Raw genomic sequence first — 23,753 nt, 5'->3', positions numbered from 1 at the left:
GTAGTGATTGATATTGTATGAATTGGCGATGAGGGTGTTTTAAAAAATAAATTTATCAAAGTGCTAAGGTGCAATGTGGGGCTTTGTATTAAATTAATGATGTTAGCGCCCCTTGGCTATCTAACTAAAGGTTAAAGCCAAGGGGAGAGTGTTCAGGCATATTCAATTCATAATCTTTTTTTTGTAATTGCTTTACAGGTAACTGGTTGAAGCGTTGTTCGTAAAACCTTTTGCTCTCTCTGTGATTTTTCCTGGAGGATTTCTTCATAGAAGTAGCGTTCTTTTAGTGATTCTACATCAACTTTTATATCATGACATATTAACCATTTAATTAGCAGTCTTCCTACATATTGAGTCAGTAGATATGTACTGTTTATGTAAAACCAAACATGACTAATGTCTGTCAGTTTCTTTAGTTGTAAAATTAATTTTTTAACGTCGGCATTTGTTGGTGTGATAATGCACTTATCACTTATCTCAAATTCATTTTTTTGCTTTATAAGTAACGACAAGAGCTCAATTGATTTAAATGTAATGTTCGTGAATACAATTTTTGAACTGTCTTTAAGATGAATATTACGGATAAGAAAACGAATGTAGTTATCGTTTTTAGATTCCCAGTGAGTATATTTACCAACTATGCTGTGGTTTTCTGACTGCCAGTAATCGAATGCTGTCTGCCCGCTTAAATTTTTATGATTAATGTCGCAACCAGCCTCAATGAGTGCATCGTATACATATCCTTCAAATGGAATGAAAAGAAAGGAATTGCCATAGCTATCTTTGGTATGGATATCTAGTCCTGCTTTGATAAGATATTTTACTAACCCTGGTGAAACATCAATATGTTGAATCGCAAGGGTGCCTGACTTATTCCGGTGGTTAACATTAATACCATTGCTGACAAGAAGTTCCACTGTTTCAACATTTTGAGCATAGAATAATGCATTATTACCTTCATTATCCAAGTGGTGAATGTCAATGTCAGCGTCAATCATTGCCTGTATAGCTTCAGGTACATTACAGGTAAAAAGAGCAGTTTGACCTTTACTATTGCACATATTTATATCCATGCCAGCCTTAAGGCAACGAAGGACACCATTTTTAGACTTTACACGGAATAGGTTATTTTTATTATTTTCGCTTGATATCATTGTTTATCTCCTTTTTTGTTGTTTTCAAGATATTAATGACACCAGATTGTACGGTATTCAAATTTATTTTTGTTTTATTAGTAAGCGAGCTGGCATCTCGCCTACAAACTAAGGGCATTATATAAGTGGTTAAAAACTCTAAATGTTCATGGTTTTCATTGCTGATATCCGAGACAGTGCATGCAACAGACCAACCCGAACCAAAGCTATTTGCAAGGACTATTAAAATAATTGCACCAATAAAGATGAAAATCAAACTAACTATGAAAACGATATTTCTCACTTTCAATGACGAGATTGAGAGAGTAAAGTTTTTCGTGAAAATATAGTCCCACACATTTTTTATCAAAACCTTATCGTAGGACATAATTAATAATGATAAAAATAAAAGTCACAGTGATAGTATATATAGTACTGTTTTAAGATATGGCCTGCTATCCATTAGCTTCTCCTGTATAACTTAAAATAGTTTGTATGTTAAAATTTAGGGGAATCATTTTCCTAATTCTCCAGCTAAAAGTTCAGCCTGCTTCAAAATGGTCTCTGTGGCGAGCAAGGACATATCGGGTGGATAACCATATTTTTTGAGCAGACGTTTTACCACCACGCGAATTTTTGCTCTTGCTGCTTCTTTCACTGTCCAGTCAAGACTGACATTGTTGCGGATAGCCTCTGTAAGTACGACTGCCAGTTCTCGTAGTTTTTCCTTTTCCATTAACTCGCGAGCACTGTCGTTATCTGCAACAGCAGAATAGAAGGCATATTCATAAGCGCTGAGGTTTAACTGGCTGGCAAGGCTGTCAGATTCCTGGATAGTCTTGGCAAGCTTGATTAGCTCATCAATTACCTCCGCTGCGGTCAGTACCTTGTTCTGGTAGCCATTGATTGCAGAGGTCAGCATATCAATCAGTTTTTTGCCTTGGGTGATACTTTGATTCGAGCGAACCTTAATCTCGTCAGAAAGCAGTTTTTTAAGCGTTTCCAAAGCAATATTTCTGTGTTGGTAATCCTTCATTTCCTGAAGGAATTCTTCAGAAAGAACGGAAATATCTGGTTTTTGTATCCCAGCAGCGTCAAAAATATCAACAACTTTATCGGTAACCAGAGCCTGATCGATAGTCTGTTTTACCCGAACTTCCAGACTGTCATTGTGTTCTTCTTCTGATCCGTCTGAGTTTTCAGTAAATTTATTCAGTCTGGCTTTTACTGCCTGGAAGAATGCTACTTCGGGTGCCGCTTCCATTGCTTTATCGTGCGGTGTCGCCAATGCAAATGCCTGCGACAAGGCTGCAACCGCAGCGAGGAAACGCATTTTACCTTTACCGTTATCCAGCCCTAAAATATGGTTTTCTGATTCAAGAATAATTGTCAGGCGTTGTGAAGTAGTTGCGGCAAAGTAAGCTTTGTAATCGTAGCCATGCATCATGCCTTCCAGGATTTCCAGCTTTTCCTGCATGAGCGTTACAGCTTCTTCCTGAACCTCAGCAGGATCTCCACGTCCACCTGCATCAGAGTAAAAGGAGAGGGCTTCTTTTAAATCAGAGGCAATGCCCAGATAGTCAACAACCAGACCGCCTATCTTATCTTTATACACACGGTTCACACGGGCAATTGCCTGCATGAGGTTGTGGCCTTTCATTGGTTTGTCGATATACAGCGTATGCATGCTGGGAGCGTCGAAGCCGGTTAACCACATATCACGCACTATCACCAGTTTCAGCTTGTCGTCGTCATCCTTCATACGATTAGCCAAAACCTGACGTTCTTTTTTTGTGGTGTGGTGTTTAGCGATTTCTGGTCCGTCAGCAGCAGAAGAGGTCATGACGACTTTAATCACGCCATCATTTAGATTATCGCTGTGCCATTCAGGTTTTAACTCTATGATTTCTTTATAAAGTTCAGCAGCAATACGACGGGACATGGTGACAATCATGCCCTTGCCATGATCGGCATTAGATTTTAAGCGCTGTTCAAAGTGCTGAACCATATCCGCCGCAATAGCTTTAATACGTTTTGAACTGCCAATCAAACCTTCGATTCTGGCCCATTTAGACCGTTCTTTCTGGGTAAGCGTCAGCTCGTCTTCGTTAAACTCATCGTCGAAGTCTTCAATTAGCTGGCGACCTTCGTCACTGATGGCAATTTTGGCAAGACGGCTTTCATAGAAGATACGCACGGTTGCACCGTCTTCTACGGCCTGTGAGATATCGTAGATATCAACGTAGTTACCAAAAACAGCAGGTGTGTTTACGTCCGTTTTTTCTATGGGGGTTCCGGTAAAGCCAAGATAGGTCGCATTAGGTAAGGCATCACGCATATATTTGGCAAAGCCATAAACAGTGCGCTTACCTGTAACGTTGCCTTCACTGTCTTTCACGTCAACTTCTTTGGCGCTGAAACCGTATTGTGAACGGTGGGCTTCATCAGCGATAACGACAATATTGGTTCTGTCTGACAACAACTCATAGATATTGCTGCCATCATCAGGCTGGAATTTTTGAATAGTGGTAAACACCACACCACCAGAGGCTACGCGCAAATATTCTTTGAGTTCTTCCCGGTTGTCGGCCTGTTTTGGTGTCTGACGAAGTAGCTGGGTCGCGGAAGAGAACGTACCGAATAGCTGATCATCCAAATCGTTACGGTCAGTAATCACAACAACTGTCGGATTATCCAGCGCCAGCACAATTTTCCCGGTATAAAACACCATCGAAAGCGATTTACCGGAACCCTGAGTATGCCAGACTACGCCCGCTTTGCGATCTCCGGTTTTTTGCGCATTAACAAGATCTTTACTGTTACGTCCCTGCTGGCGCAGTGCCACTTCGGCAGAGGGGGAGTCCGCATTCACCGCTGAGGCACGAATAGTGGAAAGAACTGCTGCATTGACCGCGTAGTACTGGTGATAAGCCGCCATTTTTTTAACAGTACGGATACTGATAATCCCTTTGCTGTCTTCATGTTTGCTGGCCTCAAACACGATAAAGTGGCGGATCATATCCAGCAGCGTTACAGGATTAAGCAACCCCTGTAATAAAACTTCAAGCTGTGGTTGGGTACTGGTGGCTTGCGTTTTACCGTTAGCAGTTTTCCACGTCATATAACGACTGAAATCGGCAGAAACCGTCCCCGCTTTGGCTTCCAGCCCGTCAGATATCACATTAAAAGCATTGTAGTTAAACAGACCGGGGATTTGGTTCTGATAGGTTTTAATCTGATTATAGGCACCTGTTACCGTAGCATTTTCGTCAGCGGCATTTTTAAGTTCGATAACGACTAATGGCAGGCCGTTGATGAATAAAATAAGATCAGGTCGGCGGGTATGATTGCCTTCTTTGATGGTGAGCTGATTAATGACCAGAAATTCATTATTAGTGGGATCGTTAAAGTCGATCAGGCAGGCCAGCTCTCCTTGTGTATTACCATCCTTACTGACTTCGATATTGATCCCTTCGGTCAACAGGCGATGAAAGGCCAGATTGTTTGCCATTAGATCAGGTGTGCTGATCTGCATCACCTGTTTCAGGGCTTCCTCACACTTCTGTTCACTAAGGTGCGGATTCAGGCGTTGTAGAGCAATACGCACCTTATCTTCAAGGATAACCTGCTGATAGCTACGTAACGGATTGATGCCACTGGATTCAATATCCGGGCCGTAAACATACTCATAGCCCAACCCTTGCAAGTGTTCAATCGCCATTACTTCAATATCGGATTCGGTCATCTTTGCCATGCTTACTGTCCTTATTGCCGCTTAACCAAAGAGCGAGTTGTACACCCGCTTAATTATTTTATGCTACTGACGCGATTGCTTTTTCTGCATATTCAACCCGAACTTCACCACTCATCAGTTTAGGAAGTAAGGTATTACGAAGTTTTTCTAATGTTATGATTTGCTTGTTATTATTATTAATTTTATCAAAATGGATTTCTACAATGTTGTTAAATTTTTTCAAAGTGTTATTATCTGGTTTATTGAAAACTATCGAGCGCAGAGAACCTAAGCTAATATATTCTTGTGTGCTTCCACTTTTCGTCGTATGAATAAAGTCTTTACCCTCGGAAGAAAGAAGCCATAAATAGGTGTAAAATTTCCAATTATGATTTTGAGATGTTTTCAATAACCCGACATTTTTGATTGCATAATTTATTTCATCAGATAATTCAATGTGCGTACTACCTATAGTTCCTATCATAGAAAATAGTATGTCAAACTTTTCAACCTTACTTCTTTTATTTATTGATGAATAATCTTCTTCTGAAATAAGATAAGTGTTATTGAAATCAATAATTCCACTTCCTATATGCTTTGAAGTCACCAGAGGATAGCCAGATACTGATTGTTTTGGGGAGGCATGAGTACCGTCTTTAACCTCAAAGAGATCAGTAATATTACAATCTTCCCAATTTTCCTGCGCTTCTTCAATAAAATACTGTCTAAAAAGGGTTTCAGACATAGATTTCAGAGTTTTGTTCTGGCGATGAAGCAGATCTATTTTGTCATCAAGAGAGGACAGTACAGAGGCGATGGCTTTTTGCTCTGGCAGTGAAGGTAATAGGATCTCTTGACTATAAGCGGTATCCCTGTTTAGTCCAGGAACAGCGCTATCTTCGTTCAGTTCTTCCAGCCCTAATGTTTTCAACAAATAGAATAAAAAAACAAAATCATATTTCGAAGGGTTAGGTAAAATATAATAAGCAGTATCAATACACCAAAATGGTCCATAAGTTAAGTACGCTTTCCCAACAGTTCCTTTACGACCAATAATAATTCCTTGTTCGTTAATTAATGCTTTGTTATGCCAACCAGTTAATCCACCTGAACTATATACAGGTATAGAGCCAGCATTCCTATCCTGTGCCTTTAATGCTTTACCATAATTAAGAATGACAATCTCACCAAGTTTAGTTTTTATCCACTGACTCATAAAACCACCTTCGCCAGACTCTCAGCGATAGACTTATTCAGATGCGCTTCTTCTTCCAATTGTGCTTCAAACTCCGCTTTAAGAGCCGTAAAACGTTCTTTAAAGTCAAAATCGTCTTCTTCGTCAGCAAGGCCAACATAACGGCCAGGCGTCAGCACATAATCAAGTTTAGCGACTTCATTGATATTGACAGATGCACAGAAACCAGCCACATCTTCGTAGTCGCCACCTTTGTTACGCCAGTTATGGTAGGTGTCAGCAATAGTTTTGATATCTTCGTCAGAAAGCACTTTGCTACGGCGGTTGATTAAATGACCAAGATTACGGGCATCAATAAACAGAATTTCTTTACTGCGATCACGATAATGACTGCTGTTTTCACGATCTCGGCGCATAAACCATAAGGCCGCTGGGATCTGGGTATTCAGGAACAGTTTTGCGGGTAAGTTAACGATACAATCAATCACATTGGCATCTTTGACCAGTGCTGCACGAATATCACCTTCACCCGAACTTTTAGAGGTTAAAGCCCCTTTTGCCAGCACAACGCCAGCCTGACCTTTTGGCGACAGGTGATACAGGAAGTGTTGCATCCAGGCAAAGTTAGCATTGCCGGCAGGAGGGATACCATATTGCCAACGGGCATCACCACGAAGCTGCTCACCGGACCAGTCGGAAACGTTAAACGGTGGGTTAGCAATGATATAATCAGATTTTAAATCTTTATGGGCATCATTCAGGAATGAGCCTTCACTGTTCCACCTGACGTGTTCAGAGTTTATGCCACGAATAGCAAGGTTCATCTTTGCCAGGCGCCATGTTGTTTGGTTGGATTCCTGACCATAGATAGAAATATCGTCGATATTACCCTGATGAGCTTGAACAAATTTTTCCGACTGGACGAACATACCCCCAGAGCCACAGCAGGGGTCAAAAACTCGGCCTTTGTAAGGTTCCAGCATGTTAACCAGTAGGCTTACGATGGATTTTGGCGTATAGAACTGACCGCCCTGTTTGCCTTCTGCCAGTGCAAATTCACCAAGGAAGTATTCGAATACGTGGCCTAATACATCAGCAGAACGAGCTTTGGCATCTCCCAGTGCAATGTTGCCAATCAGATCTATCAGTTCACCCAGCACAGTGGCGTCGAGGTTCTGGCGAGCGTAGACTTTCGGCAGCACACCTTTTAGCTGTGGGTTACCCGCTTCGATAAACTCCATAGCATCATCAACCAGCTTACCGATTTCGGGTAGCTTGGCCTTAGATATTAGATAGTTCCAGCGTGCAAGCTCAGGGACAAAGAAAATGTTGTAAGCGGTGTACTCGTCTTTATCTTCCGGGTCAGCGCCTGCGAACTCGCCTTCACCAGCCTTCAGCAACTCATAATGAGATTCAAAAGAATCAGAAATATACTTAAGGAAAATGAGGCCCAGCACGACATGCTTGTACTCGGCTGCATCAATGTTCTTACGTAGCTTGTCAGCCGCTTTCCACAGGATGACCTCTAACGGGTCTGTTTTGATTTCTTTAGGTTTTCTGGCCATTAGCGTAACTTTGTGAAGGGGGAAGATGGCTCTATTTTGCCTTAAAGTTCCGCTTGTTACGAGCTTATACAGCGATTAATTATTATCTGGTTTTAGTGTGTTCGTGTAGCTCAGCAAGTGCAATGACTCATGGGGTAAGTGCTTTGTAACAGGGGTGTTGATGTCAGTCGTTGGCCCTCAATGGAGTCACGGTCATAGGCATAATTGCTGTATAGCTGTTAATGTTTGTCTGGGTGAATTTCTACTACTCGGACTAACACCAAGTGAGTTCCATATTACATAACTGTGAGCATTTTCTGTACCCTTCACTCTATCCTCTTCTTGCATATTTACAGGAAGATAAAGCAAAAGATACAAAACTTTGTAATCAAAAAACTGTCTTAATGTACTTACATCACGTTTAGTTATTAAGTTTTTTGTCATGGTGAAAATTTTTACTTGGTCATTAAAATTCATCGGGTGTTAATATTCTAAACGAATAGGATGTCAAGCTAAAATGATGTGTCAAGTTGTTTGTAAAGTGAGAGGTTTATTTTTGGAAGATATGCTTAAGAGAAGTATATATGATATTTTCCTGAGTATAATTATTGATATGCAAGGTTGGCAGAGGTTTTCTTTCTTTTCTAACCGAAGGGAAGAAAAGCAAGGGGAACTCGAAGAAGCAAGCGCAGCGGCTTCGCAGAGTTAGCCCTTGCTTCATTTCGCTATAATAATAAAAAATCGCAGTGCCTGATATTTTATATAAAGATATACAGCTTAACTTGCATTTATTTTAAAGCTTCTCTTGCAGCACAGAAGATGCTATAAATTTCCGCTTCGGTTGAATAGATGACACTGTATGGTGCTTATAATTAAAAAATTATTCACTCAAGCAATTCTTTTTATAATAAATATTATTTATTTCACAAAAATGCTTGACATTCTTTCTTAAAGTGATTAATTGTAATGTTGTATAAATTTAAAACAAGAGGTTAAATAATGACTGAATATAATAGGGCCTTCAATGAAGTAGACTTGCTTATGAATGAGATGCTTGAAAAATTAAATATATCATTAAATGAAACGAATTTATATCCAACTGATGATATGTTTCGGATAATTGTGCAAGAGATTGATGTTGAAAATTTAAAAATACTATCTTTTATTTATAACTAAGGATCTCAAGAGGTTATAGACAATATGACTCCCGTAATAAAAGAATTCATGTACTGGTGGGGAGATAATTTAGATTATGGTACTATTAATATCCAATCTCTAATTGCAAAAAAAGAAGAAAAAATAATTTCTTCAATCATATTAGAAAATTCAGATAAAGCTAAAAAAATAAAAAGAATTTGATGGTTAATTGCAATCCTGACAATCATGCTCTCATGACCATTTTTTAGAGGGATGAGGGGCTGTTGCATTCACTTCATAGGAATACCTACTCATAGAGGCTGTCTGGCACGAGCGAAGCTCTTTGATCTGTTTCTTGACTGCGAAGATCTCTGTTTTAGCTAACTCACTATTGCTACTTTTTGCATCAAGATGGCTTATAAGGCGGTTCAGCTTTTGGGATATGTTAGACTGTGATTTCCAAGCTTCAACATTGATAGCAGGAACGACAGGAGGAAGCCTATCAAGAGAAGTTAAACGAAGCCATTCGCCTTTGCTTTTGTCACCTCTGTTTTTATTGAGAATAGCCAATTCTTCTTTATTAAATCGAACACTGACACAATGTATTCGCAAAGATTGAGCAGGGGGGATATGATTATTGACTGGTTTAAAATCATTTGTATAGGATAAGGTTATTGTATTACTCATAGAAACTCCTTTTCATATGTGTATTCGCTTTATGGTGAGCAATCCTTGCAGACCCATAATACAGTTATAATAGAAATGCAATTTATGTCAATTAGTTAGATAAGACTTTGACTTTCTTTCTTTTTCAACCGAAGGGCGAAAAACAAGGAGACTAAACGAAGCTCCGCTTCGTTTAGTCATACCTTGCATCTATATAGATGCTATTGACATACTCATATAATGTTGTATCAATGGATTATTGTTAAAATAGATGAGGCCTGATTATGATTAATAATAAAAAAATACTATATCTGTTGGCTTTTATGTTCCTGTTATCATTCATATACACTTTTTTCGTTAATGAACTATTAGCTAACAGCAATAGTCTTGGTGAAACATTTATAATTTTACTACCTATATATTATATTATTGCATTCCCTTTTGTTTTCTTTCCTGTAAAAAAGTGTAGCAACTGAAAATATTAACTACACTTTTAAGAATTGAAATATGATTAGTTTATGAATCTACTGACGAAAGCCGAAATTATTTTTGCGAACGACAATGCTGCAATTATTACGAGAAGTGCATAGCCTAACCCGCTTTGAAGGAATATAGGAAAAAGGTCATTTTGGACACCAGGTAAAGAATCAACGCATAAACTTATCGCAGCCGAAGCTGTCGCAAATGAAAATAGCCACTCAGCTTGTACTTCGTATCTTTTATAAAATACAGAAAAACCTAATGACAAAATTGCAGGGGGAATTAAGAGTATATATTTAGATAAGCTTTCATTAGAGTGATACTTATGATTAATTATTACCCCAAGAACAACGAAGCCAGCAAAAATAAATAACAGTATTAATATGATTAACCACCGTGGATATGATTTACTTGTGCTATTCATATAATTACAACCTTTTTATTTGTTTGGTTTTTGATATGTGAATTTATATAACATCTTCCCATCTGCTGCTGATAAATAACAGTGTGAAATATTTTCTTTGTTTGGGATTATTAGCATGAGAAAAAAAGGTCTTGTATGACCTGATTTGATAAATAAGTCTTGGATACTGCGGATATCTGTTCCTGATGGGCTTGCCATTCCTTCGTTATGTGTATGCCAATCACCTAAGTAGTGGAAACCCTGCTTGAATAACGATATGATATCTTCTTTGGCTTTTTTCTCATCTAACTTGAAATAATTTCTTTTCCTCAAGTCAGTAGAGCCTGGTGTAGTTATTTTATTGATTTCAATCTCAGAATCATTGAGATTATTGGAAAATAGCATACCTCCTGATTCTTTACTAAAACAGTGGGTTTGACGATGAGAAAATAATTCATCTACTATGCTTTGGCTGATGCATATTTTGAAATCTAATTCGGCACAATGAAATTTATGCATCACTTTTTTCCCAATTAGAATTTTCAAAAATCAAAGGTATAATACAATCACCCTTTCCTGGGTTTCCGAATTGTGCAATCCATTTATCATTCCAGTTACCACCAAGTTCTAAAAGCTCTGCTTCTCTTCCTATGTAACTATATGCAAAAGATTTATTTGAAAAACGATCCATGATTAGATCTATTACAGTTCTTGCCGTTAGAGCATGTAAATTAGTCAAAGGGATAGCTCCGTATGGTTGGAACTCTCCGGCACATGCTGCTATTCTTTTACGAGTATTTTCTTTCCAGTAAGTAGCAGGATATTTTAATGCACCTATATTTTTGCCTTCTGTAATATGCCAGCTATTAAAAGCATTAGAATCCACTTGGTTGACTATTACATGCCCCGCCATTGCATGAGCTTCAACAAATGCAAAGACAATAGCACCGAGAATGTCTTCCGACTGTCTTTTAATTAACTGCTGTTCAGTATTCCAATGTGCAGTGCAGCTTACTATAATATCGGCTTCTGCAATTTTTTTGTTATTCTTGGAATCTTCTGTCCAATCTTCATTAAAAGCTTCTATATAGACATTTGGAAACTCTTCCCGTAGCCTTGAGGCAAGAGCTAATGCTTTATTTTTATAAACAGAATCAAATCCTAATAGATGACGAGAGGAGTTTTCACTCTTCATTAAATCATCATCCCAAAGCATCATTTTTCTAATGCCTGATTGAAGTAACAGTCTTGATACCGAAGATCCTACTGAACCACATCCGACGATAGCTACTTTATGTTCAGAGATTTTCTTGTAAGTTTTGTTATGCTCACGACCCGTTAACCAAGAATCGTCAGAACGGTCTACTATAAGATTTTCTGTTTTAGTTTGGCCTATTCTATTTTTTAAAATCTTTCCATCAATGTAATTTCTATAACCATCTAATAAAGCTGTATTTCTGAATCGACCCCGACTAATACCTCTGGTATCAAAGCGGTCAGTGGCAAGATCACTAACTCCCTTAGGAATCTGTATTCCTATAATATTCATCCCAGAAGGCGTTGGGAATGAAACTAGAATTATGGGCTTGACATTGAACATATTAGCACAAGATCTTAAGATCAATTCAATAGTGCTTTCTGGATCTTCCTGTTGCTGATTTATGAGTTCAAAAAAATCCCTTGCAGTTTTGGGATACTGACTCGGATACCAGGCTTCATTGAAGAATATCAATGGAATTGAAACTACTTTAGAGAGTTGCTGTTGCCTTATTCGTTTATCTTTTGAATTACTTCCATCCGATTCTAATGGCAATATTTTTTGGTTTTCCAACCAGTTAATTAATTCCTTTTGTGTGTCAGAATATATTACTCCAAATTTCCGGGTCCGATAACCGAAAACCAACCTTGTGTTTTTATTTGTTAGATCACACTGACTTATAAGTCGATCTATTTTATTACATTGATAAATCCAATAGTTCTGGAACTCATCAATAAAATCCTCATTTAAATCACCATTTATTCCTTTTCTTAGCATTAGTATAGCATCGTTTAGTAAATCGACTGCATAGGTCATATCATTATGATCGATGATATAACTGTCAGGCCAAACACATAACTTGCCATTTTTTTCCAAGTGTGGGAGTTGGCAAACATCAATTTTTGGTGAGGAAATAAACACATCTGGGATGTCAAATTGACTAAGAGTTTTGTATCTTAGTTGCAATACAATAGGTTCATTACTAAATTCTAAATCAGTTACTAATTCCCAAGCACAAACATATTTACCGTTGAATTTTGATAATTCATTCGTAGAAAGCTTCCTTGCACCATAAGGTGCAAGGATAGTGCTCAACTGATCTATCTTTTTATTAAGACAATCAGGCATAACCACCACCACCTTGTCTATTTACAGCGGCACTTGATGATTCGGCCATACCTAATGCAGATGCAGCAATTTTCTTAATACCGTTATCGGAAATTTCAATCTCTAACGGAATATTCTCTCCATTCTTTTTATGGTCTGACACACATAAAAACTGACCTTGCACATCATCTACTATTTTTTCATATTCTTCTTTGGCTCGGTATGCTGGAGGATCTTTTTCGTCATTTTCAATTGTTTTAGAGCTTGAAATTATAAATGCTTTTTCTTTTGCTCTATTAAAAACTTCCATAGCTTTCTCGGAAGTTTTAGCATCATCTCCTTTTTTGCTTAAACTATCATGAGATAGACTATGCCAAGAACAGTGATGTGGTGCTTGTAAAATGTCATAATCTAACCATGACATAGAATATTTATTGGTTAAACGATCTCTAACACCTTCCCAACAAACGACTTCTGCATCACCACCACTTAAAAAGTGTGCAGTTTTATTGTCACCTTTAATTTCAAAATTTATTATTACGCTGGAATGATTTTTACCTAATTTATCTTCCAACTCATCAAGATCTTTCTTGGGTGAAGGACCCAATAAATGAGCTTCAAAATATGAAGAATAACTTTGATTAATCCAGCGGGTTGTTTGGTCTAATTCTAATAGGATACCTGGTATGTCGTCTGTTTTCCCATCTTCGTCTTTTCCTAAGACCAGAACTTGGTTTCCAACTCCATCCAAATAATTTTTTTCTTTATAAAGATTAACTCTTCTCTTAACTTCTTTATTCAAAGCTATTGCATCATCGCATAACGGATGATTTTGTGCATGGTGTCGCCTGAATACAATTGGACTTGACCAAATCTCATTTATAAAAATTTTATCGTTCTTCTCACTCCAATCTTCTGGTTTTCCTAAATGAAAGTGGTCAGCCACCCCATCACAATGATCTGAATCAGGGTGAGTCCAAATAAAAAGATGGACAAACAAACGACCTTCGTTATTTCGAGGAAGCTTTTCTCTGAGTTGGGTGCGAACATCAGGATGTTCTTCACCATCCCTGATGCGACAATCTATTAAAATATTTTTATCATCTTCCGTTTGGATGAGGGTCATATCCCCATTCCCAACGGGAAAGAAGCATATCTTTGCAGACATATCATATCCTTTTTAATTATTTCTGATCGGAATTATCACCCGATCTTGCTGTGCGAGATTTTTCAATCCCAAAAATAGCCATACCAACATCTTCAATTTTGCCAACGAACTTATCGACATTCAACCCTGCAAAGAAGGCAAATGCCATATATCCGTAGTCACCACCACTGCCATTTTGTGATGCATCTAACACTATTAATCCAGCTTTAAGGAATAGATAAGCCACTACACCGCAGATGCCACTAACGATAGGTCTTAATACATACCAAACATGCCAACGGTCATCCCAACAATTCCTAACACATTTGTTTAGATATACTCCACGAATGCAGTAAAGAGTTCCACCAAGAACACCTATCAATCCACAACGAATCATGAGCTTCTTACTCATGATCCATTCAGGGAATACATCGCCCTTTACTAATCCTGCATACACAAGCACAACAAGTAAGAGTAATGTGAAGAGATAACCGATTATCCTTTTCATATGTAGCCTATAAGTAACTTTTGAAGAGGGTTTTTATATTTATTCATTTTAGATCATGACATTAGATTGTCTAGAGAAGTACTGCTGCATCATCGGCGTATGTGCGTCGAAATTGTCGATTGTGCTCATGGAGTTATGATGTCCATTTCTTTGAAAATAAACCGTTTTGATCGGCTGAGTGGCCGTTTGTTCCTTCTATTGTCGCATGAAAAAAAGGTACGGCGCAGAAAAATGTCGCGCTTTACGAGGTGCCTTCCGGCATTAACTCAATGACAATTTTTCCATGCTCTATGCCCACTCTGACCTGGGAATTTGTGGTAAACCCTGCTTGTTCAAGCCAGTCACCTTTTAAGCTCAGCGCCGCATGCACGCTGTAACGCTTTGGTATCTTGGTTTTACGGTCTTCATGACGCTTTCTGAAATATCCCACTTTCAAATGGCGGTAGGGTTTGGTTATCACGATCTCTTGCATAGGGCCTCCTGGCAGCACGGACAATAGTCATTTCTGATGCCTGTATAAAATACCAGTGATTTTCATGAGGTGCAGGCTTAATACTGGAATCAGGCTTCAGAAAAAGGAATGCAACAACTGAAATCTGGATTTTAAAAGTGTATTATTAATGCACTTTATTGCTGGGTAAGTCGTTATGTCTGGTAAACGCATTTCACGAGAAAAAGAGACAATTGCGAAAATGATCGCGTTGTATGAAAAGCAGTGTCCACAGGCTTCTCAGGAAGAGGGTTTTTATCAGCGCTTAAGGCTTATGCCGATAAACGCCTGGATAAGTGTGTATTTGGTGAAGAAAAACCTGCCTGCAAACAGTGTCCGGTGCACTGCTATCAGCCTGCCAGACGTGAAGAGATGAAGCAGGTCATGCGCTGGGCAGGCCCGCGTATGTTGTGGCGTCATCCCATTCTGACTATCCGCCATCTGATTGATGACCGCCGTCCCGTGCCGGAGCTACCGGTGAAGTATCGCCCGAAAAAGTGACTGGTTCAGCTTCTGAGTGGGCGGCAAATCACGTTCAGGGCCAGCGCGCTGCAGAGTGGGAAAAGGGCCAGCAGCAGCCATGGATACATTGCCTGCGTTGAGGGCACCAGCGCGCGATCCAGCATGCTGCCAAACAACAAGTTTCCTGCCAGTACCGCAATGCCTCCGGCGGTGGCGAGTGCGCCGTAGTGCGCGCCAAGCGTTGATTCCACGGCGAACCGCGGAATGAGATCTTTTGCCGATGGCACCAGCAGCATCTGTCCCAGCGTCAACAGCGTCACAAAACAGACTGAGGGCAGTAAGCGAAGCCAGCCTTCCGGCGGCGTCATCGGGGCAAACATCGCCACGCTCGCAAAGGCGGTGGAGAGCAGTAAAAAGCCCAGAGGCAGGATCCTTACCGCGCCCACGCGTCGGGTAAAACGCGCCAGCGGTAACTGTAAGGTAATGATCAGAATGGAGGCCAGCATAAAAAGTGGGCCAAGATCTTTCTCGTTACCGCCAGAACGCTGGATCTCCACTGGCAGCGCCAGATAGAGCTGGTTATAGCTTAACAGCCACGAGCTGTAGGCAATGATAAAGGCGACAAAGCGCGGCTGGCGGAACGTTGTCCACCAGGGCTGTATGTGTAGCGTCTGTGAACGGTGGTGTGAAGCTGGGAGGCAGAAGTAGAGCACCACTAGCGCAATGATAAAGACCCCCGCACCCGCCAGCGCCACCTGGCGGAAACCAAGCCCCGTCAGCAGAGCTCCCGCAACCGGGCCCAGCACTGCACCGAGCTCACCACAGACAGCAAAGAGAGCAAACCATTCCGCCCGGCTACGTTTTCCTTTCGCCTCGCTGTGCGTGCCCGCTTTCGCCAGCAGAGCCTCAATGGAAGGGGAGAATAATGCTCCGCCGATGCCGGTCAGACATGCACCGAGAATAATGGGCCACAGAGATTGCCCGAAGGCCAGCAGCAGATAACCCGCGACGCGGATAACGCACCCGCTCAGGATCACGACTTTCGCGCCAAAGCGATCCGAGAGCGCCCCCCCGACGATAAACATCCCCTGCTGGGAGAACGTGCGTAGCCCCAGGATCAGCCCGATCAGCCCGCCGGAGAGCAGCATATCGTCGCGCAGGAATATCGCCAGGAAGGGGACAACGGCATAAAAACCAATGTTAAAAACAAACTGGCTACCCAGTAAAACGGGCGGCCAGAGTGTGGTGGCAAGGCGAAGGGACATCGTTGTTCACTTGCCCCTAAACGATAAAGTGAATGTGCTTTTTGCCATGGAACGGCGAGATCTCAATTTTGGTTTTTACCCGGAAGACGTCCCAGAGCAGCTCTTCGGATAAGATCTCCTGCGGTGTTCCCGTGGCCACGATTTGCCCTTTTTGCATCACAATCAACGAATCACAGAACATCGAAGCATGATTGAGATCGTGGATAGCGACAATACTGGTCACAGGCAGCTCACTGATCAAATGCATTAACTGCATCTGATGGTGAATGTCCAGGTGGTTGGTCGGTTCATCCAGCAGGATTTCAGTGGGAGTCTGGGCCAGCGCACGGGCAATGTGCACCCGCTGGCGTTCACCGCCAGACAGGCTCAGCCAGCCCTGGTCGCTTTTATCCTGCATGTCCACGCGTTGCAGGGCAGCGGTGACGGTCTCGTCATCGTGCGTGCTCCAGTTTGAAAAAGGGGAGTGGTGCGGAATACGACCGAGCTTTACCACGTCACGTACGCGCATATTCGCATCGGTCATCCCGTGTTGCTCAACGAAGGCGACCCGGCGGGCGAGTTGCTTTTTGGCTATCCGGGAAATATCTTGCCCGTCAAGGGTTACGCTGCCGATGTCCGGGCGACGAAGGCCCGCAAGGATACGCAAAAGCGAGGATTTACCGCAGCCATTTGGTCCTAGCAGCCCGACGGTTTCACCCCGGGAGACCTTCAGAGAGACGTCATTAACGATGACTTTTTTGCCTACCTTCCAGGTAATATTTTCAGCGCAGATGCTCATCACTTATTCCTTGAGCGGTAGATAATCACGGCAAAGAAAGGTACACCCACCAGCGCGGTCACCACGCCTACGGGCAGGCTTTGCGGGGCAATCAGCATGCGTGAGGCGATATCTGCCAGCACCATCAGGATCGCCCCTGCCAGCGCGCTGGCAATCAGCAATGTGCGGTGCAGCGGCCCAAACAGGAAACGCATCACATGCGGCACCACCAGCCCTACAAAGCCGATGGAGCCCGCCATGCTGACGATTGTGGCAGTAATCAGCGCAGTAGTGGTAAAGAGTGCCAGGCGCACCCAGGGGACGGCAATGCCCAGGGACGCGGCGGCATCATCGCCGAAGGTAAAGGCATCCAGCGCCCGGGAATAGTAGAGGCAAACGGCTAACCCAATCAGTACCACCACCAGCACCAGCTGGAATTCAGGCCAGCGAACGCCGCTGAAGCTGCCCAACAGCCAGAACATGACATCACGCGCTTGCTGGGCACTGGCGGAGGTGCTGATGGTGTAGGCGGTAATGGCGTTGAACAACTGAGAGGCGGCTACGCCTGCCAGAATGGTCCGTTCATTACCGCCACGCGCACCGTTCGTCAGGAAGGCGACGAAGGCAAAGGCGGCAAACGCCCCGGCAAACGCGCCCGCAGAGAGCGACACTGCACCGGTGCCTATACCCAATACCACGACGGAAACCGCGCCGGTAGACGCACCTGCAGATACGCCCAGCACGTAAGGTTCCGCCAGCGCGTTCTTCAGCAGGCTCTGTAATACTGCGCCGCAGATGGCCAGCCCCGCGCCACAGCAGGCTGCCACCAGCGCGCGGCTCAGGCGAAAGTCCCAGATAACACTCTCATAGATGCGATTGAGCGGAACCTGGGTAAGCCCCATTTTATTGCTGATAGCATAAAAGACATTTTGCAGTGGGATGGACAGCTCGCCGACGCTGACGCCAAGCGCGATGACCAGAAATAACAGTACAAACGCGAGCAAACATGACGTTGTCAGAACCAGGCCCTGTCGGGCCTGAAGAACAGCGACGGTCATCAGTTCAGCCCCAGCTTTCTGAGCTGTTCGCCGACCTGCTCAGCCCCGTAAATCGTGCGAATCGTCGGGTTCATCGCCTGGCCGTCCATCACTACGATATGACCTTTTTTCACCGCATCCAGCTGGCTGACCGCCGGATCGTTCTTCAGGAATTTGATTTTTTCTTCCGCGTTATCCAGCGCCCAGCGGTTGCGGTCCAGGCTGGACACCACGATGACATCCGGATTTGCGGCAATAATGCTTTCCCAACCTACGGTTGGCCATTCGGTCTCGGACGTAATAGCGTTATGACCACCCATCAGGCTGGCGATAAACCCGGAGGGGCTATTTTTACCACCGACGTAAGCATCTGCAGAAGGGGATGAGCTGGAGAACCAGAAGACAAACGAAAGGTCTTTTTTATTCTTGCCGAATTCCTTACGCAGCTCGGCCTCGCGTTTTTTGAAATCGGCAATCACCGCCTGGCCGCGATCTTCAACGTTAAAGATTTTGGCGAAATCCTCAATCTCTTGATAGAGATACGTCATATCCCACAGCTTCTGGCGGCTGCCATACATATCGCCGGTGGTTTTTTGGGTCGCGCACATGCCCGGTGATACGTAGCTGTTCACGCCGAGGGTCATCAGGTCTTCGCGTTTTGCGACCTTACTTTCCGGCCCCAGCAGCAGCGGCGTCTGGGCGGGGACAAAGTCAGGATTTTGCGCAAGCACGGATTCAAGGGTAGGGATTTCAACTGTCAGGGTTTTGATTTTCGCGTTCTGTTCCGCCAGCTGCGGTAGCACTTTGGTCGGCCAGAAGGCGCTGGCCTTCACCTTATCCTCCAGACCCAGCAGGAGCAAAATTTCGACGGTGTTCTGACCCAGGGCCACGACGCGTTCCGGTGCTTTGGTGAACGTCTCTTTATAGCCACAGTTTTCAATTGTCAGAGGATACGTGGTTGCCAGAGCAGAACTGACCGACGCAACCGCCAGGCCTAACGCGCAGAAGATCTTTTTCATGAAATGCTACCCATCATTAACATTATTTTTTGATGCAAATGAAACTCATTATTAAGGCGGAATTTTATACAGAGGAAAATATTGCGTGTCAATGAGGGACATTACGAGGGGGTACAAAAGGCGGTGCCAGAAAAACACCGCCCGAATGACAGCTTAAACCAGGCTCTCTTTATCAATTCCCAAACGCTTCATACGCGACAACAGGGTGGTCCGTTTTAACCCTAAACGCTGGGCCGCCCCTTTTGGCCCGGCTACCACGCCGTTGGTCTCTTTTAGTACGCGCATAATGAGCTGATATTCATCTTCTCCCTCTTTCGCTATCTCGGCGGTGGGCACGGTCATGTCAGAAAGGGTCACCTCAGGCAGGGACAGTTGCAGCACGCTACCTCGCGTTAGTAACACCGCACGTTCAATAACGTTTTCCAGCTCACGCACATTGCCGGGCCACTCCATAGACGAGAGTGTGCGTAACGTTTCGGCAGGAATACTGTCGATGTTTCGCCCCATCCGGCGCGCGATCTTGGCAGTAAAGGCTTTGACCAGCAGAGGGATATCTTCCGGGCGCTCGCGCAGGGGCGGCAGGAAGATCGGGAAGACGTTCAGACGATAGTAAAGATCGCTGCGAAACTCGCGGTCAGCGACCATTTTTTTCAGGTCGCGGTTGGTGGCGGCAATCAGCCGCACGTCGGTCTGGATCAGCTTGTTGCTGCCAAGACGTTCAAACTCTTGCTCCTGTAATACCCGCAGTAGTTTAGGCTGCAGTTCCAGCGGCATATCGCCGACTTCGTCGAGGAACAGCGAGCTTTTGTCCGCCAGCTCAAAACGACCCAGGCGCTGGCTACTGGCACCGGTAAACGCCCCGCGTTCGTGGCCGAAAAGATCGCTTTCCAGCAGACCCGCAGGCATAGCCGCGCAGTTCATTTTCACCATCCGGCGACCATTGCGGTTGCTCAGGTTATGGATGGCACGGGCAATCAACTCTTTACCCGTGCCAGTTTCGCCCAGGATCAGAACCGTACTGTCGCTTTGAGCCACCATCTCCACCTGCTTGAGCACGCTGTACATCGCGTCGCTGCGCCCGATGATTTCACCAAACTCGCTGTCCACGTTGTTGAGCTGTTCGGTCAGGGCCAGGTTTTCATCCACCAGCCGCTCTTTCAGACGGTGGATCTCCTGATAGGCGAGGGCGTTATCCAGCGCGATGGAGATTCGCTCGGCGATCTGGCGCAGCAGCTTCAGGTTGGCAGTGGTAAACACCCCTTCTTCACATTGCGCCAGCTTCAGAACGCCGAGCATGGTATTGCCAGACATCAGCGGCAGCAGGCACAGGGTCTGAATTTTGTTGCCCCAGGTGTTAAACAGCATCCGCTCATAGGGTGCTACCGGATCCTGCTCGTCAAGGTTAAGCAGCAGGATCTCTTTGCTTTTGAAGACCCGCTCAGAAAGAGTGCCCGCTTCATCCACTTCGCTTTGCTCGTGTGCCGGGTTGGCTTCATCGAGGTAGTGTGTGGAGTAGATATTTAGCTTACCCTTACGATGCCCCCGCAGCGCAATGCTGATGGCATCGATTTTGAAATAGTGGTGGATCTCTTTCGAGACTTCGCTGACCAGTTCATCCATATCAAGCCGGGAAAGCACGGCGTTGGTAATAGCGACCAGAATGCGGAAGTTGTCGCGCTCGCGGCTCAGCAGGTCGTAATCGACGTTATTGGTGACACGGCTTTGGATCTGCTCCGCGACGACGGCCACAATCTGGGTAAAGGTGTGCAGACGCTCGTATTCCGCCTCGCTCCAGGGCTGGTCGGTTGTGCGGATAAACTCGCAGCCGCCAAAAATATGACCTTCCGCGGCCAGCGGCAACATGCAGTAATGACCGAAAGAGTGATAGAGAGGACTTTCCGCCAGCTTCGGCCAGGCCTGCCGGAACTCCTCAAAATTACAGTGCAGGATTTCAGGCCGGGAGAGAATACGGCGCACCGGGCCATGAGCGAGATAGGTTTCATCTTCGTATTCAAACGTTTTGTCATTATCACGCGTGGAGTAATAGCTCGCACGATGCGTTCCGCTATGCCAGAGCACAATCGCGGCGCTATCTGCCAGCGCCGATTGTCTGACCAGACGTGCCAGGGCATCGCTCAGCGCACCGAGATCGGGCTGCTGTAAAAGTGTGCGCGTGATATCAAACAGGCCCTGCTGTCCAAGATCGCTCATTGGTGTATATGGCATAGTGCTTTCCAGTAGAAACGAGCAAAAATTCCACGCTGGCCGCTTATGGCGCGGCCTAGCAAATACGGGGTAAAGGTTCAGCGTGCGGCAGATCCAGCGTACGTTTCACGCCGAAAATCCCGGTCAGGCGCACCCCTTTGCGCTCAACCACTTCACCAATAATGGCGGCTTCTTTCCCTAAAGGATGCGCATGCAGCATGTTCAGTACCACGTCAGCGACGTGGCGTTCAACGCCGATCACCAGCTTGCCTTCGTTGGCAAAATTGAGTGGATCAAGGCCCAATAATTCACACAGGCCGCGAACGGCAGGTTTAACAGGCAGACTTCGCTCGCTAAGTTCAATACCCCACCCGCAGCTTGCCGCGAACTCATGTACCACGGCATTCACGCCGCCACGGGTGGCGTCGCGAAGGGCTTTTACGCCCGGAATGGTACGCAGTGTCTGAATAAGCGGGGTGAGCACCGCGCAGTCGCTGCGCAGTTCGCCATCCAGCCCTAAACCTTCGCGCAGGTTAAGGATAGTCGCTCCATGACAGCCCAGCGTTCCTGTTACGAGAAGCACGTCGCCGACGTTAAGCTGTTGTGCCCCCCAGTGAATATTGGCAGGGATCGCCCCCATGCCGGCGGTGTTGATGAACAGCTTGTCGGCTGCGCCGCGCTGCACCACTTTGGTATCACCTGTGACGATGGCAATCCCCGCCTCGCGAGCGGTCTGCGCCATACTGTTGACCACTGCTGTGAGCGTCTCCATCGGCAATCCCTCTTCGAGGATAAACCCGCAGGAGAGGTAGCGCGGAACGGCACCGCTGACGGCGACGTCGTTTGCCGTGCCGCAGACGGCGAGCTTGCCGATATCGCCGCCCGGGAAGAACAGCGGGTCAATCACATAGCTGTCGGTGGAGAACGCCAGCCTGTCGCCTTGCGCGGTGAGGGTTGCCAGATCAATACGCGCCTGGTCTTCCTGCTCAGCGAGCCAGGGGTTGTTAAAAGCCTCCATAAACAGCCTGCTAATCAGCTGCTGCATTGCCTGTCCACCGCTGCCATGCGCCATTTCCACCGTGCTCATGCTTCACACTCCTGATTGCGATACTGATACCACGCGGCACACGCTCCTTCTGAGGAGACCATCAGCGCGCCAAACGCCGTTTGCGGGTTACAGGTGTTGCCAAATAACGGGCATTGATGAGGTTTGCACTTGCCCGTGAGGACCTCGCCGCAGCGAGACCGGGGATCGTCGCAAACCTGTTGTGGTTGCGGATGGAAATGCGCTTCAGCATCGAATGATTGATACGCAGGCGTCAGACGCACGCCGGATTCGGCAATCAGTCCCAGGCCGCGCCATTCACTGTCGCCTTCGACGCTAAACACCTCCGCAATGGCTTGCTGAGCGCGTGTATTGCCTGCGTCGGGCACGACGCGGCGGTACTGATTTTCCACCGTACTCAGGGCTGCTATTTTCTGCTCAACCAGCATGGTCACGCCTTGCAGTAGATCAAGAGGTTCGAAACCAGCCACCACTAATGGACGGTTGTACTGTTCAGCAATAAAACCGTAGGCGTCTGTACCGATGACCATGCTGACATGGCCCGGTGCCAGAAAAGCGTCAATGCCGTTACCCGGTTCTTCCAGCAGGCTACGCAGCGTGGGGATGAGCGTAATGTGCTGGCAGAAAAAGAAAAAGTTCTTGATGTTGCGGGATCTGGCCTGCTGTAGCGTGATTGCCGTGGCCGGCATGGTGGTTTCAAAACCGAGACCGAAAAACACGATTTTACGGGTGGGATTATCCGCTGCCAGCGTCAGGGCATCCATCGGAGAGTAGACGATCCGGATGTCCGCTCCGCGCGCTTTAGCCTGCAATAGTGAACCATTTTTCCCTGGCACACGCATCGCGTCGCCAAAGGTGCAAAAAATGACGTCGGGCTGGCTGGCGATTTCGATACAGCTGTCGATTCGTCCCATTGGCAGAACACACACCGGACAGCCAGGGCCGTGAATAAACTCGATGTTCTCTGGCAGAAGCTGGTCGAGACCAAATTTGAAGATGGCATGGGTATGCCCACCGCACACTTCCATAATGCGCAGCGGTTTTGCTGCGCTGTAGTCCAGCAGGGCTGCTCGCGTTTTCAGGTGTTCGATAAGCTGCATCACTTGTTCTGGCGCGCGGTATTCATCAACGTAACGCATCT

18 protein-coding genes and 1 pseudogene are annotated in these 23,753 nt (G+C 45.0%); 2 read left to right on the top strand and 17 right to left on the bottom strand.

Annotated elements, in window-relative coordinates; all coding sequences use genetic code 11:
* Positions 1–167 precede the first annotated feature (167 nt).
* From ACLHV8_RS17605 to ACLHV8_RS17590, 4 genes are all read right to left on the bottom strand, one after another.
* Positions 168–1,154 carry an ankyrin repeat domain-containing protein gene (locus ACLHV8_RS17605; protein ID WP_126287189.1) on the bottom strand — a complete coding sequence of 329 codons (987 nt, stop codon included), beginning with the start codon at positions 1,152–1,154 and terminating at the stop codon, positions 168–170.
* Between the two features lie 493 nt (positions 1,155–1,647).
* Positions 1,648–4,887, bottom strand: coding sequence for a type I restriction endonuclease subunit R (locus ACLHV8_RS17600; RefSeq protein ID WP_126287188.1), 3,240 nt, complete (start codon positions 4,885–4,887; stop codon positions 1,648–1,650).
* A 58-nt stretch (positions 4,888–4,945) separates the two neighbouring features.
* Positions 4,946–6,082, bottom strand: a complete 1,137-nt coding sequence (locus tag ACLHV8_RS17595; RefSeq protein WP_410376999.1) for a restriction endonuclease subunit S — start codon at positions 6,080–6,082, stop codon at positions 4,946–4,948.
* Entirely contained in the window at positions 6,079–7,626 is a 1,548-nt protein-coding gene (locus tag ACLHV8_RS17590) for an N-6 DNA methylase (protein ID WP_410376998.1), read from the bottom strand. Before ACLHV8_RS17590 ends, ACLHV8_RS17595 begins: the two co-directional genes overlap by 4 nt.
* 978 nt (positions 7,627–8,604) lie before the next feature.
* Between ACLHV8_RS17590 and ACLHV8_RS17585 the strand changes: the two genes are divergently transcribed.
* On the top strand, positions 8,605–8,781 hold the full coding sequence (locus tag ACLHV8_RS17585; RefSeq protein WP_410376997.1) for a hypothetical protein: 177 nt from the start codon (positions 8,605–8,607) through the stop codon (positions 8,779–8,781).
* Positions 8,782–8,994: 213 nt separating this feature from the next.
* Here ACLHV8_RS17585 and ACLHV8_RS17580 read toward each other — a convergent pair whose 3' ends face one another.
* The 6 genes from ACLHV8_RS17580 to ACLHV8_RS17555 form a co-directional block, all read right to left on the bottom strand.
* Complete coding sequence (locus tag ACLHV8_RS17580) at positions 8,995–9,429, bottom strand: hypothetical protein (protein WP_004114820.1); 435 nt, start codon at positions 9,427–9,429, stop codon at positions 8,995–8,997.
* Between the two features lie 898 nt (positions 9,430–10,327).
* Complete coding sequence (locus tag ACLHV8_RS17575; RefSeq protein WP_031275127.1) at positions 10,328–10,810, bottom strand: Mov34/MPN/PAD-1 family protein; 483 nt, start codon at positions 10,808–10,810, stop codon at positions 10,328–10,330.
* Positions 10,803–12,677 carry a ThiF family adenylyltransferase gene (locus ACLHV8_RS17570; RefSeq protein ID WP_004114814.1) on the bottom strand — a complete coding sequence of 625 codons (1,875 nt, stop codon included), beginning with the start codon at positions 12,675–12,677 and terminating at the stop codon, positions 10,803–10,805. The genes ACLHV8_RS17575 and ACLHV8_RS17570 overlap by 8 nt, the downstream gene beginning before the upstream one ends.
* On the bottom strand, positions 12,670–13,824 hold the full coding sequence (locus tag ACLHV8_RS17565; RefSeq protein WP_004114812.1) for a hypothetical protein: 1,155 nt from the start codon (positions 13,822–13,824) through the stop codon (positions 12,670–12,672). Before ACLHV8_RS17565 ends, ACLHV8_RS17570 begins: the two co-directional genes overlap by 8 nt.
* A gap of 16 nt (positions 13,825–13,840) precedes the next feature.
* Positions 13,841–14,215, bottom strand: a complete 375-nt coding sequence (locus ACLHV8_RS17560) for a hypothetical protein (RefSeq protein WP_123912595.1) — start codon at positions 14,213–14,215, stop codon at positions 13,841–13,843.
* A 337-nt stretch (positions 14,216–14,552) separates the two neighbouring features.
* Positions 14,553–14,783 (bottom strand): SymE family type I addiction module toxin, encoded by a 231-nt coding sequence (locus ACLHV8_RS17555; RefSeq protein WP_028016850.1) that lies wholly within the window; start codon positions 14,781–14,783, stop codon positions 14,553–14,555.
* A gap of 175 nt (positions 14,784–14,958) precedes the next feature.
* On the opposite strand from ACLHV8_RS17555, the pseudogene ACLHV8_RS17550 reads away from it, so the two are divergent.
* A pseudogene (locus ACLHV8_RS17550) lies at positions 14,959–15,302 on the top strand (nitrous oxide-stimulated promoter family protein).
* A gap of 5 nt (positions 15,303–15,307) precedes the next feature.
* On the opposite strand, the gene ACLHV8_RS17545 reads toward ACLHV8_RS17550, so the two are convergent.
* The 7 genes from ACLHV8_RS17545 to hypD form a co-directional block, all read right to left on the bottom strand.
* Positions 15,308–16,528, bottom strand: coding sequence for an MDR family MFS transporter (locus ACLHV8_RS17545; RefSeq protein ID WP_208594090.1), 1,221 nt, complete (start codon positions 16,526–16,528; stop codon positions 15,308–15,310).
* Positions 16,529–16,544: 16 nt separating this feature from the next.
* Positions 16,545–17,306: an ABC transporter ATP-binding protein gene (locus tag ACLHV8_RS17540; RefSeq protein WP_028016847.1), complete on the bottom strand. Its 762-nt coding sequence runs from the start codon at positions 17,304–17,306 to the stop codon at positions 16,545–16,547.
* Complete coding sequence (locus tag ACLHV8_RS17535) at positions 17,306–18,343, bottom strand: FecCD family ABC transporter permease (protein WP_028016846.1); 1,038 nt, start codon at positions 18,341–18,343, stop codon at positions 17,306–17,308. The genes ACLHV8_RS17540 and ACLHV8_RS17535 overlap by 1 nt, the downstream gene beginning before the upstream one ends.
* Complete coding sequence (locus ACLHV8_RS17530; RefSeq protein WP_208594091.1) at positions 18,343–19,341, bottom strand: ABC transporter substrate-binding protein; 999 nt, start codon at positions 19,339–19,341, stop codon at positions 18,343–18,345. The genes ACLHV8_RS17535 and ACLHV8_RS17530 overlap by 1 nt, the downstream gene beginning before the upstream one ends.
* 153 nt (positions 19,342–19,494) lie before the next feature.
* Entirely contained in the window at positions 19,495–21,567 is a 2,073-nt protein-coding gene (gene flhA, locus ACLHV8_RS17525) for a formate hydrogenlyase transcriptional activator FlhA (RefSeq protein WP_028016844.1), read from the bottom strand.
* A 55-nt stretch (positions 21,568–21,622) separates the two neighbouring features.
* Positions 21,623–22,633, bottom strand: a complete 1,011-nt coding sequence (gene hypE / locus ACLHV8_RS17520) for a hydrogenase expression/formation protein HypE (protein WP_208594092.1) — start codon at positions 22,631–22,633, stop codon at positions 21,623–21,625.
* On the bottom strand, positions 22,630–23,751 hold the full coding sequence (gene hypD, locus ACLHV8_RS17515) for a hydrogenase formation protein HypD (RefSeq protein WP_208594093.1): 1,122 nt from the start codon (positions 23,749–23,751) through the stop codon (positions 22,630–22,632). Before hypD ends, hypE begins: the two co-directional genes overlap by 4 nt.
* Positions 23,752–23,753 lie beyond the last annotated feature (2 nt).

Source organism: Enterobacter sp. CPE_E863, from assembly GCF_046521465.1.
GTDB lineage: Bacteria > Pseudomonadota > Gammaproteobacteria > Enterobacterales > Enterobacteriaceae > Enterobacter > Enterobacter adelaidei.
The sequence above is the reverse complement of the archived record's forward strand: the minus strand, read 5'-3'. Positions and strand labels throughout refer to the sequence as shown.

Excerpts from the sequence above, each read along its gene's own strand:
- ACLHV8_RS17605 (WP_126287189.1), bottom strand. The coding sequence starts at position 1,154 with ATGATATCAAGCGAAAATAATAAAAATAACCTATTCCGTGTAAAGTCT.
- ACLHV8_RS17600 (WP_126287188.1), bottom strand. The coding sequence starts at position 4,887 with ATGGCAAAGATGACCGAATCCGATATTGAAGTAATGGCGATTGAACAC.
- ACLHV8_RS17595 (WP_410376999.1), bottom strand. The coding sequence starts at position 6,082 with ATGAGTCAGTGGATAAAAACTAAACTTGGTGAGATTGTCATTCTTAAT.
- ACLHV8_RS17590 (WP_410376998.1), bottom strand. The coding sequence starts at position 7,626 with ATGGCCAGAAAACCTAAAGAAATCAAAACAGACCCGTTAGAGGTCATC.
- ACLHV8_RS17585 (WP_410376997.1), top strand. The coding sequence starts at position 8,605 with ATGACTGAATATAATAGGGCCTTCAATGAAGTAGACTTGCTTATGAAT.
- ACLHV8_RS17580 (WP_004114820.1), bottom strand. The coding sequence starts at position 9,429 with ATGAGTAATACAATAACCTTATCCTATACAAATGATTTTAAACCAGTC.
- ACLHV8_RS17575 (WP_031275127.1), bottom strand. The coding sequence starts at position 10,810 with ATGCATAAATTTCATTGTGCCGAATTAGATTTCAAAATATGCATCAGC.
- ACLHV8_RS17570 (WP_004114814.1), bottom strand. The coding sequence starts at position 12,677 with ATGCCTGATTGTCTTAATAAAAAGATAGATCAGTTGAGCACTATCCTT.
- ACLHV8_RS17565 (WP_004114812.1), bottom strand. The coding sequence starts at position 13,824 with ATGTCTGCAAAGATATGCTTCTTTCCCGTTGGGAATGGGGATATGACC.
- ACLHV8_RS17560 (WP_123912595.1), bottom strand. The coding sequence starts at position 14,215 with ATGAGTAAGAAGCTCATGATTCGTTGTGGATTGATAGGTGTTCTTGGT.
- ACLHV8_RS17555 (WP_028016850.1), bottom strand. The coding sequence starts at position 14,783 with ATGCAAGAGATCGTGATAACCAAACCCTACCGCCATTTGAAAGTGGGA.
- ACLHV8_RS17545 (WP_208594090.1), bottom strand. The coding sequence starts at position 16,528 with ATGTCCCTTCGCCTTGCCACCACACTCTGGCCGCCCGTTTTACTGGGT.
- ACLHV8_RS17540 (WP_028016847.1), bottom strand. The coding sequence starts at position 17,306 with ATGAGCATCTGCGCTGAAAATATTACCTGGAAGGTAGGCAAAAAAGTC.
- ACLHV8_RS17535 (WP_028016846.1), bottom strand. The coding sequence starts at position 18,343 with ATGACCGTCGCTGTTCTTCAGGCCCGACAGGGCCTGGTTCTGACAACG.
- ACLHV8_RS17530 (WP_208594091.1), bottom strand. The coding sequence starts at position 19,341 with ATGAAAAAGATCTTCTGCGCGTTAGGCCTGGCGGTTGCGTCGGTCAGT.
- flhA (WP_028016844.1), bottom strand. The coding sequence starts at position 21,567 with ATGCCATATACACCAATGAGCGATCTTGGACAGCAGGGCCTGTTTGAT.
- hypE (WP_208594092.1), bottom strand. The coding sequence starts at position 22,633 with ATGAGCACGGTGGAAATGGCGCATGGCAGCGGTGGACAGGCAATGCAG.
- hypD (WP_208594093.1), bottom strand. The coding sequence starts at position 23,751 with ATGCGTTACGTTGATGAATACCGCGCGCCAGAACAAGTGATGCAGCTT.